The sequence below is a fragment of the Rhodoferax sp. TH121 genome (genome assembly GCF_002251855.1).
Taxonomy (GTDB): Bacteria; Pseudomonadota; Gammaproteobacteria; order Burkholderiales; family Burkholderiaceae_C; genus Allorhodoferax.
Genome location: NZ_NOXW01000022.1, coordinates 709,422 through 723,375, shown reverse-complemented (window position 1 = coordinate 723,375; position 13,954 = coordinate 709,422). Strand labels below are relative to the sequence as shown.

At 63.6% G+C, this 13,954-nt stretch carries 11 protein-coding genes; 4 read left to right on the top strand and 7 right to left on the bottom strand.

Features of this window, described 5'->3' with window-relative positions:
• Positions 1–122 precede the first annotated feature (122 nt).
• The 3 genes from CHU94_RS17750 to CHU94_RS17740 are packed head-to-tail and all read left to right on the top strand — an operon-like array spanning position 123 to position 3,542.
• Complete coding sequence (locus CHU94_RS17750) at positions 123–1,463, top strand: glutamine synthetase family protein (RefSeq protein WP_094482317.1); 1,341 nt, start codon at positions 123–125, stop codon at positions 1,461–1,463.
• A gap of 25 nt (positions 1,464–1,488) precedes the next feature.
• On the top strand, positions 1,489–2,868 hold the full coding sequence (locus CHU94_RS17745; RefSeq protein ID WP_094482315.1) for an aspartate aminotransferase family protein: 1,380 nt from the start codon (positions 1,489–1,491) through the stop codon (positions 2,866–2,868).
• Complete coding sequence (locus CHU94_RS17740) at positions 2,865–3,542, top strand: GntR family transcriptional regulator (RefSeq protein WP_094482313.1); 678 nt, start codon at positions 2,865–2,867, stop codon at positions 3,540–3,542. The genes CHU94_RS17745 and CHU94_RS17740 overlap by 4 nt, the downstream gene beginning before the upstream one ends.
• A 107-nt stretch (positions 3,543–3,649) precedes the next feature.
• On the opposite strand, the gene CHU94_RS17735 is transcribed toward CHU94_RS17740, so the two are convergent.
• Positions 3,650–5,176, bottom strand: coding sequence for a CoA-acylating methylmalonate-semialdehyde dehydrogenase (locus tag CHU94_RS17735; protein ID WP_094482311.1), 1,527 nt, complete (start codon positions 5,174–5,176; stop codon positions 3,650–3,652).
• 105 nt (positions 5,177–5,281) lie between these two features.
• Here CHU94_RS17735 and CHU94_RS17730 point away from each other — a divergent pair, with 105 nt between their 5' ends.
• On the top strand, positions 5,282–6,238 hold the full coding sequence (locus CHU94_RS17730; RefSeq protein WP_094482309.1) for a LysR family transcriptional regulator: 957 nt from the start codon (positions 5,282–5,284) through the stop codon (positions 6,236–6,238).
• 61 nt (positions 6,239–6,299) lie between these two features.
• Here the strand turns inward: CHU94_RS17730 and iolB are convergent, their stop codons facing one another.
• The 6 genes from iolB to CHU94_RS17700 are packed head-to-tail and all read right to left on the bottom strand — an operon-like array spanning position 6,300 to position 13,873.
• Positions 6,300–7,103: a 5-deoxy-glucuronate isomerase gene (iolB, locus tag CHU94_RS17725; protein WP_094482307.1), complete on the bottom strand. Its 804-nt coding sequence runs from the start codon at positions 7,101–7,103 to the stop codon at positions 6,300–6,302.
• 18 nt (positions 7,104–7,121) lie between these two features.
• Positions 7,122–8,048: a myo-inosose-2 dehydratase gene (gene iolE / locus CHU94_RS17720; RefSeq protein ID WP_094482305.1), complete on the bottom strand. Its 927-nt coding sequence runs from the start codon at positions 8,046–8,048 to the stop codon at positions 7,122–7,124.
• 24 nt (positions 8,049–8,072) lie between these two features.
• A complete protein-coding gene (gene iolD, locus CHU94_RS17715; RefSeq protein ID WP_094482303.1) occupies positions 8,073–9,950 on the bottom strand; it encodes a 3D-(3,5/4)-trihydroxycyclohexane-1,2-dione acylhydrolase (decyclizing) in 1,878 nt (625 codons plus the stop codon).
• Between the two features lie 15 nt (positions 9,951–9,965).
• The gene (gene iolC / locus CHU94_RS17710; protein WP_094482301.1) at positions 9,966–11,921 is read right to left on the bottom strand and encodes a 5-dehydro-2-deoxygluconokinase; all 1,956 of its coding nucleotides are present in this window, start codon (positions 11,919–11,921) and stop codon (positions 9,966–9,968) included.
• 5 nt (positions 11,922–11,926) lie between these two features.
• Positions 11,927–12,712 (bottom strand): ATP-binding cassette domain-containing protein, encoded by a 786-nt coding sequence (locus CHU94_RS17705; RefSeq protein ID WP_094482299.1) that lies wholly within the window; start codon positions 12,710–12,712, stop codon positions 11,927–11,929.
• 18 nt (positions 12,713–12,730) lie between these two features.
• On the bottom strand, positions 12,731–13,873 hold the full coding sequence (locus CHU94_RS17700) for an ABC transporter permease (RefSeq protein ID WP_094482861.1): 1,143 nt from the start codon (positions 13,871–13,873) through the stop codon (positions 12,731–12,733).
• Positions 13,874–13,954: the final 81 nt, after the last annotated feature.

Here is a 13,954-nt window from a genome sequence, read left to right as displayed (position 1 = left end):
TCAGGAAAATCTTCGATCACAAATAACCACATTCAGAATAATTTTGATGCGATTTATTGATTTGTGATCACAAATTAATGTGGAGAACTAAAATTTAGCCATCTCCACTCCCGACCACATCCATGTCCACCCTCAGCACCATCGAAGCTTTTTTGACCCAGCACCGCATCCACGAGGTGGAGTGCGTCATCCCCGACATGACGGGCATTGCGCGCGGCAAGATCCTGCCGCGCGACCTGTTTCTGGCGGCGGGGGAAATGCGCATTCCCAAAAGCGTGCTGCTCAACACAGTGAATGGCCAGCAGCCGGACAACGGCCCCTATGTGGGCGACACCGACCCCGACATGGTGTGCCTGCCCGATGTGAGCACCGCCCGCGTGGTGCCCTGGGCGGCCGAGCCGGTGGCGGTGGTGATCCACGACTGCCAGGAGTGGGACGGCAGCCCGGTGCAAATCTCGCCACGCGGCGTGCTGCGCCGCGTGCTCAAGCTGTTTGACGAGCGTGGCTGGACGCCGGTGGTGGCGCCTGAGATGGAGTTCTACCTCGTGGCCCGCCAGCAAAACCCGCACGAGCCGCTGCAACCGCCTTTGGGCCGCACCGGCAAGCCCGAGGCGGGGCGGCAGAGTTATTCGATTGACGCGGTCAACGACTTCGACCCCTTTTTCATGGAGCTGTCGAGCTTTTGCCAGCAGCACAACCTGGGCGTGGAGACGCTGATCCACGAGGCCGGCCCCGGCCAAATGGAGATCAACTTCAGCCATGGCAATGCGCTGGAGCTGGCGGACCGGGTGTTTTTGTTCAAGCGCACGGTGCGCGAGACGGCGCTGCGCCACGGCATTTTTGCCACCTTCATGGCCAAGCCCATGGAGCAGGAGCCGGGCAGCGCCATGCACATCCACCAGAGCATTCTGGATGCCGAGGGCAACAACATCTTCAGCCTGCCCGATGGCTCGGCCAGTCCGCTGTTCGGTCAGTGCATTGCGGGGCTGCAGGCCTACATTCCGCAGCTCATGCCCATGTTTGCGCCGTATGTGAATTCGTACCGGCGGCTCTCTCCCTTTATGTCGGCGCCCATCAATGTGCGCTGGGGGCATGACAACCGCACCTGCGGCATCCGCATTCCCAAGTCCAGCCCCGCCAATCGCCGGGTGGAAAACCGGGTGCCGGGCGTAGACGTGAACCCCTACCTCGCCATGGCCGCCACGCTGGCCTGCTGCTATCTGGGCATGACCGAGGGCCTGACGCCCAGCGCCCCCACCACCGACAGCGCCTGGAACGTGAGCCACGAACTGCCCCGCCACCTGGAGGACGCCATTGCCTCCATGCGCAGCTGCGAGCCCATGCGCGAGGTGCTGGGCGCCGGTTTTGTGGACGCCTTTTGCGCCGTGAAAGAGCTGGAGTACGCCACCTACAACCGCGTGATCAGCTCCTGGGAGCGCGAGCACTTGTTGCTGTTGGTCTAGACCCCGCACGCACCGGAGAACCGCCATGACACAGACCCACACACCCGTTTTGCGCCACCTGGACCCGCAACGCCTGGCCGCTGTGCGCGAGCGCGAGCGCGCAGCCTACGCGGCGGCCAACCCTACGTCCCACGCCCTGTCGCAACGGGCAGCCAAGCACCTGATGTTTGGCGTGCCCCTGCACTGGATGAACGACTGGTCCACACCCTTCCCGCTGCACCTGGCACACGCACAGGGTGCGCGGCTCACCGACGCCGACGGCCACCGCTATGTGGACTTTTGCCTGGGCGACACGGGCGCCATGTTCGGCCACAGCCCGCCTGCGGTGGCCCGCGCCATTGCGGCACAGGGGGCGCAAGGCATTACCACCATGCTGCCCGGTGAAGACGGCGTGTGGGTGGCCGAGGAGCTGGCCCGCCGCTTCGGGCTGCCGGTGTGGCAGTTTGCGCTCTCGGCGTCTGACGCCAACCGCTTTGCCATCCGCTGGGCGCGGGCGCTGACCCAACGCACGCAGGTGCTGATCTTCAATGGCTGCTACCACGGCACGGTGGACGATGTATTTGTAGACCTGGTGGACGGCCAGCCGCGCACGCGCGACAGCTTGCTGGGTCAGGTGGTGGACATAACCCGCACCACCCGCAGTGTGGAGTTCAACGACTTGGCCGCGCTGGAAGCGGCACTGGCCGACGGCCAGGTGGCCTGCCTGCTGGCCGAGCCGGCCATGACCAACATCGGCATGGTACTGCCCGAGCCCGGCTTTTGGGAAGCGGCGCAGGCCCTGTGCCGCCGCTACGGCACGCTGCTGCTGATCGACGAAACCCACACCATCAGCACCGGGCCCGGCGGCTACACCCGCGCCCACGGCCTGCAACCTGACTTGCTGGTACTGGGCAAACCGGTGGCCGGTGGTGTGCCCTGCGCTGTGTATGGCTTTAGCGCCGACGCGGCTGCCCGCGCTGAGGCTGCCAAGCGCAATGCACCGCCCGGCCACAGCGGCATAGGCACCACGCTCACTGCCAATCTGCTGACCATGGCCGCCATGCGTGCCAACCTGGCCGAGGTGATGACGGACGCGGCCTACGCCCATATGTTCACCCTGGCGACCCGCTTGGCGGATGGCCTGCGCGCCATGATTGCGCGCCACGGCTTGGGCTGGTGTGTAACTCAAGTGGGTGCGCGCACCGAGTTCCAGTTCACCCCCACACCGCCGCGCAACGGCAGCGAGGCGGACCGCATCTTGAACCCGGCTCTGGAGCAGAACATTCACCTCTACCTGCTGAACCGGGGCCTGGTGATCACGCCGTTTCACAACATGATGCTGGTGTGCCCTGATACCAACGCCGACGATGTGGACCGCCTGGTGGCCGGCATGGAGGCGTTTGTGGTGGACACTATCGCCCCATGAGCGAAGCCCCCACCCCAGAGACAAGCACCAGCACCGACCAGGACCGCGTCTACACCACGCTGCGCCAGTGGATCACGGTGGGGCGCTTTCTGCCCGGCGAGCGGCTCAAAATCCGTAACGTGGCGGCCGACATGGGTGTGGGCCAGATGCCGGTGCGCGCCGCCTTGCAGCGGCTGGCTGCCGAGGGCGCACTCATTAATGTGCCCAACGCGGGTGTGACCGTACCCCGCCTCTCGCTGCCCGAGTTTGACGACCTGATGCAGATGCGTCTACTACTGGAAGGCGAAGCCGCCGAGCGCGGCTGCCTGCGGCTGGACGCGGCACAAATTGCCACCCTGCAAGGCTGGAGCGCCGACATGGCCGCCGCCTTGCAAGCGGGTGAAGCCAAGCGCTACCTGGACATCAACGATGACTTTCATGTGATGCTCTACAAGGCTGCCGGCTCACCCCTGCTGTTTCAGCTGATAGACACCCTGTGGCTGCGCGCCGGCCCCATCTCCAACCGCCTGTTTGACACCCCGGATGCGAGCGCCGTGCTCAACGACGCCCACGACGATCTGGTACTAGCCCTCGCCCAGCGCGACAGTGCCGCTGTGCGCCGCGCGGTAGAGCGCGACATCTTTGTAGCCGGCCAGTTTTTGCGTGCGGCGTGCGTGGACAAGAAGCGCAAATAAAAAAGACGACTCCGCCGAGTCGCCTTTTTGCTATCAAAACAGAAGCTGCCCGCGCACATTCCATGGGCGCCAGAGCACGATTTTGCTTGTGATTACTTGGCTGGCAGTTATTTGGCGGTGGGCATCACAAACTCCGCCCCCTTGCCAATGCTCTCGGGCCAGCGCTGCATGATGGATTTTTGCTTGGTGTAGAAGCGCACGCCCTCCTCGCCGTAGGCGTGCATGTCGCCAAACAGGCTCTTCTTCCAGCCCCCAAAGCCGTGCCAGGCCATGGGCACCGGAATCGGCACGTTGATGCCCACCATGCCCACTTGCACGCGGCGGCTGAATTCGCGCGCCACGTTGCCGTCGCGGGTGAAGCAGGCCACGCCGTTGCCGAATTCGTGGTCGTTGATGAGCTGCAGTGCCTTGGCAAAGTCGGGCACGCGCACGCAGGCCAACACGGGGCCGAAGATTTCTTCCTTGTAGATGCGCATCTCGGGGGTCACGTGGTCAAACAGCGTGCCGCCGAGCCAGAAGCCATCGCCACAGCCTTCACCGGCTTGTTTGCCGTCAAAGCCACGACCATCGGCCAGCAGCGTGGCGCCTTCTTGCACACCCAGGTCGATGTAGCCGCTGATGCGCTTGTGCGCTGCCTGGGTGACGATGGGGCCCATCTCAGCCGCGAGGTTGGTGCCGTTGAGCACCTTGAGCGTTTTGGTTCGTTCCAGCAACTTGGGGATGACCTTGTCGGCCACATCGCCCACCAGCACCGCCACGCTGATGGCCATGCAGCGTTCGCCGGCGGAGCCGTAGCCCGCGCCTATGAGGGCGTCCACCACCTGGTCCACATCCGCATCGGGCATGACCACCATGTGGTTCTTGGCGCCACCCAGGGCCTGCACGCGCTTGCCGTGGTGGGCGCCGGTCTCGTAAATGTAGTTGGCAATGGGTGTGGAGCCCACAAAGCTCACAGCCTTCACATCGGGGTGCACCAGCAGGGCGTCCACCGCTTCTTTGTCGCCCTGCACCACGTTGAACACGCCATCGGGCAGGCCGGCTTGCTTGAGCAAATCGGCAATGTAGAGGCTGGGGGACGGGTCGATCGGACTGGGCTTGAGCACAAAGGTGTTGCCCGCAGCAATGGCGACGGGGAACATCCATGCCGGCACCATGACCGGAAAGTTGAACGGCGTGATGCCGGCCACTACGCCGAGTGGCTGGCGCAGGGTCCAGTTGTCGATGCCGGTGGACACCTGGTCGGTGAAGTCACCCTTGAGCAACTGCGGAATGCCGCACGCGAATTCGACGATGTCGATACCCCGGGACACCTCGCCCTGCGCATCGGTAAACACCTTGCCGTGCTCGGCGGTGATCATGCGGGCCAAGGCGTCTTTGTGCTCGTTCAACAACTGCAGGAAGTTGAACATGATGCGCGCGCGGCGGATGGGAGGGGTGTCAGACCACTTGGGGAACGCCGCTTGTGCAGCAGCCACAGCCGCATCCACCTCGGCCACGCTGGCCAGGGCCACGGAACCGGTGATTTCGCCGGTGGCAGGGTTGGTCACCGGCTGGCTGCGGCCGGAAGTACCGGCCTTGTGGGCGCCGGCAATGTAGTGGGCGATGTCGGTGACAACGGGGCTGCGTGCATTCATGGAAATAGTCTCCTGTGGTTGGATGTACGCAGTCTAGGGAGCCGCACCCTTGCAAACAAGCCAAAAAGCTTGAATTGATTGTTCAATTTAGTGAACAATCAAGCCATGAATGAGCAAAAAATACACGAACTCTGGGGCCATGTGCACTGGCTCACCGTGCTGGACCAGCAAGGCAGCTACACCGCAGCGGCCGCCCGCCTGGGCGTGAGCAAGGCCGCCATGAGCCAGCGCATTGCGGAGCTGGAGCGATTGGCCGGCGTAGCCCTGGTGCAGCGCACTACCCGCAGCGTGCGCCTCACCGAAGCCGGCCAGCGCCTAGCCGACCAGGCCCGCCCCGCCTTTGATCAGATTGCCCAGAGCGTGGCCCAGGTGCGCGACCTGGCCGGCGCCCCAAGGGGCCTAGTGCGGCTCACCGCCCCGGTGGCTTTGGCGCGGCAACAACTGGTGCCGCTACTGGCCGAGTTTCTGCGCCAGCACCCAGAGGTGCGTATCGAGCTCAATGTGTCCGACCGGCTGGTGCCGCTGGCCACGGAGGGCTTTGACCTCGCCATCCGCCACACCGAGCGCCCGCCCGATACCCACGTGGCTTGGACACTGTGCTCCACCCGCTCCACGCTGGTTGCCAGCCGCGCCTACCTGCGCCGCCACAGTGCACCGGGGCACCCTAGCGAGCTCACCACGCACAACTGCCTGCACTACCCCCGCTCACAAGACAACCCGGCCTGGACGCTGGAGCCCCGCGACCCGGAGGGTGGCGAGCGGGTCACCGTGCAGGTGCGGGGTTCGCTGGCTGCCAACAACAGCGAGGCGCTGCGCGACGCAGCACTTGCCGGGCTAGGCATTGCCCTGCTGCCCGACTTCAGCGCCCAAATGGCACTGGCAAGCGGCAAGCTGGTGGAGGTACTGCCCGCATGGACACCCGTGGGCTCCTTTGCAGAACAGCTCTACGCCATACGCCCCTACGCATCGCATGTGCCACTGGCCGTTTCGGCACTGGTGAGCTACTTACGAGAAGCCTTGGCCAGCGGATTCGTGGATGCGGCACACGCAACCAAAGCCTGAACCGCCAAAGAAGGCCACCAAAGAAAAAGCACCCTTGCGGGCGCTTCATCGAGATAGTGACTTACTTCAACATCCACTCGTGGGCCGGGTCATTTTTGAAGACCCAGAAGCGGTTGGGGCCTGCCATCACGTTAAGGTAATACGAGTCGTAGCCATGCGGAGCCACCACGGGGTGGTAGCCGCGCGGCACCATGACCACGTCGTGGTTTTCCACAGCGCAGGCTTCGTCCAGGCTGCGGTCGTCGGTGTACACGCGCTGGAAGGCGAAGCCCTGCGGCGGGTTGAGGCGGTGGTAATAGGTTTCTTCCAGCAGGGTTTCCACAGGCGGCTGCTCCACGTCATGCTTGTGGGGCGGGTAGCTGCTGCTGTGGCTGGCGGGGGTCATCACTTCCACCACCAGCAGGTGAGCGGCAGTCGGGTCGTCATGCGGCAGGATGTCGCACACATAGCGAGTGTTGGTGCCCTTGCCGCGCACACTGCGGCGCATGCCGGCGGGGTCGATCACGCGCACGGAACGGTCTTGTTTGTCGGTGGGCGCAGTGCACAGGCCGACCTCCGCATTGCGCACGCCGCGCAGCGTGACCGTTTTGCCAGCGGGCACGTAGACCGCGGCGGGCGACTTCTCATCAAACACGCTGTCGCGGGTGCCGAGCTTGGCGTAGGTGGTTCCATCCACCGTCACATCCACCGAGCCTGTGAGCACTACCACGCACAGCTCACGTGCGCCAGTAGCTACGATTTCTGTAGCGCCAGCTTCGAGGCGCACGGCACGGAAGCCCACGTGTGTCCAGCCTGCGCGCTCGGGGGTGACGTTGACAATCTCGCGGCCCGTGGGCGCGGCCTTGGCTAAGAGGGGGCTGACCATGGTGGTGTCCTTTGCAGATCAGGCGAGGCTTTTGACTAGGGCATTCAAAGTCTCGTAGCCCTTCTTGGCATATTGGTAACTGGGAGCCACAGCCGGGTCTTGCTCGGCCTCCACCACCAGCCAGCCTTCATAACCGGCTTCGCGCAGCACCTTGAGGGCAGCTGCGTAGTCGATGGTGCCGTCGCCGGGCACGGTGAAGGTGCCGTTGAGCACGCCGTGCAAGAAGCTCCAGCCGTCGTTGCGGGCCTGGGCAATCACGGGGGTGCGCACGTCCTTGCAATGCACATGCACCACGCGCTTGACGTGCTTTTTGAGCAGGGCCACCGGGTCGGTGGCGCCACCGAAGTAAGCGTGGCCGGTGTCGTACAGCAGGAAGACCTTGGCGGGGTCGGTCAGCGTCATCAGCTTGTCGATATCGGCCGGGGACTCCACATAGGCGCCCAGGTGGTGGTGGTAAGCCAGCTTGATGCCGTAGGTTTGGATGAGGTGTTCGCCGAATGCGTTCAGGCGCTCGGCGTAGCTTTGCCATAGCGCTTCACTGGCGAACTGGGGGCGCTTGTTGACGGGGGTGTCCATCTGGCCTTGCACGGTGCCTGCGCACTCGCCATACACCACCACCTTCACGCCGTTGTATTGCAACTTGTGCATGTGCGCCTTGCAGCGCTCGATCTCAGCGGCCACGGCGTCGGCATTGCTTTGGCCAGGTTCGACTTCGGCCAGAAAGCCGGAGTACCAGCCGGACACGCAGGCCAGGCCGTACTCGTCGAGCTTGGCTTTGAGTGCGGGGCCGTCTTTGGGGAATTTGTTGCCGAGTTCAAAGCCGACGTAGCCGATTTCCTTGCCTTCGCGCAAAGCGGTTTCCAGTGGCGTTTCGCCGCCCAGGGAGGGCATGTCATCGTTGAACCAGGAGATGGGGTTGATGCCGATTTGTACGTTCCAGGTCATGGCAATAAAGCTTTCTTTTAACAATCAAATACGTTGGGTCTGTTGGCCGGCCAAGTAACCAGCATGGGCATCGCGCACGGCAGGCCGTGCAGACACCTCGGGAATGGCGACCTCCCACCAGCAGCCACCGTCGGTGGTGCGGGTGTGGGTGGTGTCGATGACGATCACCTGGGTGCGCTTGGCCTGGCGCGCTTGCACCATGGCGGCTTTGAGCTCGGTCACGTTTTTCACGTGCACGGCATCCGCCCCCATGGCACGGGCATGCATGGCGAAGTCGATGTTGCTGCGTTCACCCCCCTCGGGCACGCAGTCGTCCAGCAGGTTGTTGAAGGCGGGGCTGCCGGTGGCTGTTTGCAGGCGCTGGATGCAGCCGTAGCCCCGGTTGTCGAGCACCACCACGATGATCTTCTTGCCCAGCATCACCGAGGTCGCCAGCTCGGAGTTGGCCATCATGTAGGAGCCGTCGCCCACCAGCACGATGCTTTCCTGTTCGGGGCGGGCCATCTTGACACCCAAGCCCCCTGCCACTTCATAGCCCATACACGAGTAGCCGTACTCCATGTGGTAGTTGCCCGGCCGCCCCGCGCGCCACAGCTTGTGCAGTTCGGCGGGCAAGGTACCGGCAGCACACAAGGCCACATCGTGCTGCGCGCTGTCCAGGCCCAGCACAGTGGCCGAGTCGCGTACGGCGCCTATCACCTCCGCGTCATAGGGCAGCACGCCCTGCGGAACATGGGTGGTCAGCTCGGTGATGCGGGCGTTGGCCGCAGCGGCTTGCTGCTGGGCGCGGGTGGTCCACGCGCCGTCGGCAGTCCAATCGCCCAAAGCGGCTTGGAGCTGGCCCAGGCCCACGCGGGCATCGGCCACCAAGGCGGTGCCGCTCCATTTGCCAGCGTCGTAGGGTTGCACATTCAGGCTCAGCAATTTAGCCTGTGGGAATAAGGCGTGCGAGCCGGTGGTGAAGTCTTGCAAGCGGGTGCCTACGGCAAACACCACATCGGCGTCACGGGCCATGTCGTTCGCCCACGAGACGCCGTCCACCCCAATCGCACCCAGATTGAGCGGGTGGTCCCAAGGCAGACTGCTCTTGCCGCCATGCGACTCCACGACAGGAATGGCATGCGCCTCGGCAAAGGCGCGCAGTGCGGCCCAGGCTTGGCTGTAAAGCACGCCACCGCCAGCCACGATAAGCGGGCGCCTGGCGGTGCGCAGCAATGCTGCTGCGTTGGCCAGCTCGCGCGTGTCTGCGGGCGGGCGGCGGAAACGGAGCACCTCGGGATGGAGGAAATCCTCCGGGCAATCAAAGGCCATGGCCTGCACGTCTTGCGGGAGCGAGAGGCAGGCCGGGCCGCAGTTGGCGGGGTCGGTCATCATCTGCACCGCACGCGGCAAGGCGGTCAGGATGTGCTCGGGGCGGGTCAGGCGGTCAAAGTAGCGGGTGACGGGGCGGAAGCAGTCGCTCGCGCTCACGTCACCCTGGGCAAAGCTTTCAATCTGCTGCAGCACTGGGTCGGGCCGACGGTTGGCAAAGATGTCGCCGGGCAAGAGCAGCACCGGCAAGCGGTTGACGTGGGCCACTGCAGCAGCCGTGACCAGGTTGGTCGCGCCGGGGCCGATGCTGGTGGATACCGCCATGATGCGTTGCCGGAACTGCGCTTTGGAAAACGCAATGGCGGCGTGGGCCATGGTCTGCTCGTTGTGGGCGCGGTAGGTGGGCAAGCGGCTGCGCTCGGCGGCCAAGGCCTCGCCCAGGCCCGCCACATTGCCGTGGCCAAAGATGGTGAATACGCCACCGCAGTAGGGTTCCACGGTCGTGGTGCCATCGAGGTGCTCGACCTCGGATTGCAACGCAGCCAGGTGCTGCACCAGCGCCTGGGCCATCGTGAGTCGGATGTGTTTCATAGGAATCAAAGAATACTAGGCAGCGGCACGGGATGCGGTGTAGCGGCTTTGCCAGGCATCGACCAGCACGGCGAAGTTGTGGGCGACGGCTTGCACCAGTTCGGCATCGGTCATTTCACCCTTGAACCAGCGGGTGGAGGCGTCGACCCACAAGGTGCGGCCGACCATAAAGCCTTTGACGATGGGGTTGGTGGCCTGGGCAAAACTGGCTGCCAAAAAGTCCAGCGGCTGGTTCAAACCCAGAATAACGGCACCACGGCAATGGCGGTCGCGTTCGGCAACCAGCGCTTCCAGGTCGCGCCAGCCTTGCGCTTGCATGGGCGCCAGCTTCCACCACTCGGGTTTGACGCCGAGGTTGTAAAAGCGCTTGACCGCGCGCAGCACCGCCGCGTCGGCCGTGCCATCCGGGGTGAGCGCACGGGGAGGAATGATTTCGAGCAACAGCTCGTTGCCGGACTGGCGCGTGGCTTCCCACAGCTCCAGCACCGTTTGCTCTTGCGCCAGGCGCAGGCTGAATTCGTCATCCGGGTGGTAGTGCACCAGGCACTTGACCACGTGTTCGGTGGGCCAGTGCGTGAGGGCACTGCCAATCGAGCGCGTGCCGTCAAAACGCAGGGGGCGCGAGCCAGGCAACTCCACCGGGCGGCCCACCCACCAGCCCCTGCCCGTGGCGCTGGCCAGAGCATCGGCACCGTAGTCGCCGCCATCGATCAGAACGCCGGTGTGGCCTTGCAACTGGCGGCTGCGCTCGACCTGCTCTGCCGCTTGCACCAGCAGTTTTTTGAGGACTGGAATGCGCGACTCGGAAACCCCGCAAGCGCGGGTGATGTCGTAGAACTGGCTGCGGTGGTCAAAAGCCATGACGCACAGCTCGCTCCAGCGCGGGCGGGCGGCGGTGACGCGGTGCAGGTGCGCCAGTTGTTGGTCGGCATCGACCTTGGGGTTGCGCGTGCCGCCAAACCAATGGTCCAACTCGGCCGGAGTTGGCATGGCGGCCGAGCAAGCGTGGCGCGAGACCACGATGGCTCCGCAGGCGTTGGCCACTTTGGTGGACTCCGCCCAGTCTTTGCCCTGCAGCAGGCTGGCCATCAGGCCCGACAAAAAGGCATCGCCCGCACCCAGCACATTGAGCACTTCCACACGTTCGCCACGGTAGGTAGGTGCAGCATCAATGTCACTGGGCACCGCGCCCTCAATCACACAGCAACCCAACGCCCCGCGCTTGACCACCAGTGTGGACTGGGGGCACAGCGCACGTACGGCGCGCAGGCTGGCAATGAGATCATGGGCAACGCCACCGGCAATCAAAAATTCCTCTTCGGTACCGACCAGCATGTCAAACAAGGGCAGGCTTTGCTGCAGCTGCTGCGTGACACCGGCGTTGTCTACAAAACGGTTCTCGCCCGCGCCCCGCGACGTCAGGCCCCACAAGACAGGGCGGTAGTCAATGTCGAGCACCGTCACCGTGCCGTGCGCGCGTGCAAACTGCAGCGCCTTGTGGGCCGCAGCGCGGGTGCCGGGGGTGGATAGATGGGTGCCAGTGATGGCCAGTGCGCGGCACTGGGCGATAAAGTCCTCGTTGATGGCATTGGCGTCAATGGCCATGTCGGCGCAGTTCTCGCGCACGAACAACAAAGGAAAGGTGTCGCGATCTTTGAGGCCCAGCAACACCAGCGCAGTCAGGCGCTCGGGGTCGATCTGCACCTGGCTGGTGTCGCAACCTTCGGCGCTCAGGGTCTCCAGCAGAAAGCGCCCCATTTGCTCATTGCCCACGCGCGAGATCATGGCGCTTTTGCACCCCAGGCGGGCCACCCCAAAGGCTAGATTGGCAGAGCTGCCACCCAGGTACTTGGCCATGCTGCGCGCATCTTCCAGCCGGGAGCCGAATTGCTCGGCATACAGGTCGACGGCCAAGCGGCCCATGCAGGCCAGGTCATAGGTTCGACCTTGCGGAAATTTCAAATGTGTCATGGTGTTCAGATCGTTACGCCTTCGAGGTCGGCCATGAGCTTTTGCATTTCCTCGCCACCGGCCATCATGTCCAGCACCTCGTCTTTGCTGACGTCCTTTTTCAAGTAGGTGCCGAGTGATTTGCCACGGTTGAGCAAGGTGAAACTGTCTGCAATCGGGTAGGCGTGGTTCACATTGTGGGTGATAAAAATCACCGAAATGCCACGGGCCCGGGCGGTGGCAATGAGCTTGAGCACGTTCGCCGATTGTTTGACGCCCAGCGCAGCGGTGGGCTCGTCCAGGATCAGCACCTTGGCGCCGAAATGGATGGCGCGGGCGATGGCCAGACATTGCTTCTCTCCACCGGACATGGTGCCCACCATCTGGTTGGCATCGCGGATGCGAATGCCCATGTCGCGCAGCTTGGCCCCAGCAGTTTCAGCGGCCAGCACATGGTCCATGACCGGCAAAAAGCCGAACACCTGCTTGGTGGGCTCGCGGCCCATAAAGAAATTGCGGGCCACGCTCATCAGCGGCACCAGCGCCAAATCTTGGTAGACGGTTCCAATGCCAGCGTCCAGCGCCTGGCGGGGCGAGGTGAAGCGCACTGGCTTGCCGTCGATCAGGTATTCGCCCTTGTCCGGGCTGTGCACACCTGCCAGGGTTTTGATGAGGGTGGACTTGCCAGCACCGTTGTCGCCCAGCAGGCAGTGCACTTCGCCACGGCGCAAACGCAGGGTCACGCCGCCCAGGGCAATGACGGGGCCGAAAAACTTGCTGATGTCTTCGAGTTGAAGGATGTAGTCGCTCATGGAAATTGGCTCTGTGGTTTAACGACGGCCTGCAGCAAAGCGGGAGCGGATGTAGTTGTTGAACAGCACGGCAATCAAGAGCATGAGGCCGAGGAATACGCGGTACCAGTTGTTGTCGATGCTGGTGTAACCAATGCCGATTTGCACCATGCCAAAGATCAGGGCGCCAAACGCGGCACCGATCACCGAGCCGTAGCCACCGGTGAGCAGGCAGCCCCCGATCACGGCAGCGATGATGGCTTCAAACTCTTTTTGCAAGCCTCGGTCGGCCGCCGCAGAACCGGCATCGGCCACTTGCAGAACGGCAAACACGGTGGAGCAAAACGCCATCAGGACAAACAAGCCAACTTTGACTTTGGCCACAGGAATACCCACGTTCTTGGCGGCATTGGCGTCGCCGCCCACAGCCTGAATCCAGTTGCCCAACTTGGTACGGGCCAGCAAAAACGCCCCCGCAGCGGTCAGACCTATCCACCACACTACGGCCTTGGGTATGCCGGTGGCCAGCGCCGTGCCGTCGTCGCGGGCGGCCAGAATGCCGGCCTGGGCCAAGCTGTTGAACACACCGGTCAGGGTGTAACCGTTGAACAGAAACGCGATGACCGGATCCTGGCTGATCATGTCGCGCAGCACCAGATCCCCATTGCCACTCAGAATGGTTTTGCCGGTAAAAATGACCGACACCGCCAGCGACAGGCCGCGCAAAATGAAGAAAAACGCCAGTGTGACGATGAACGATGGCAGGCCGGTGCGCACCACCAGCCAACCGTTGAGCCAGCCCAGGCACATGGCGACCGTGAATGCAAATACCACCGAGGCGGAGATGGGCCACCCCCAGTACAAGGCCGGAATGGCCAGCAGCATGCCGGCAAAGCCGATCATGGAGCCCACCGACAAATCGAACTCACCCGCAATCATCAGCAGTGCCGCACCTACGGCGAGCACGCCGAGGTACGCGGCCACGGTGCTCCAGTTGATGATGCCTTCGGGGTTGAACATACCAGAGCCGCCGGCACTGAATGCAAACATGACGAAGACCAGCAAGGTACCGGCCAGGGCGCCGAATTCGGGGCGCGCCATGAGTTTGCGCACAAGGCTGACCTGGCGGACCCTGTCGTCAACAGGTGCCGTGGTGGCGAGGGTGGGGGCGTTGGGGGTCATAAACATCACACAGGAAATGCAAAATAAAACGAAACCGGCCGCAACAGAAAAGGCGCAGTGCGCCCTTTCTGCCACGGGGAC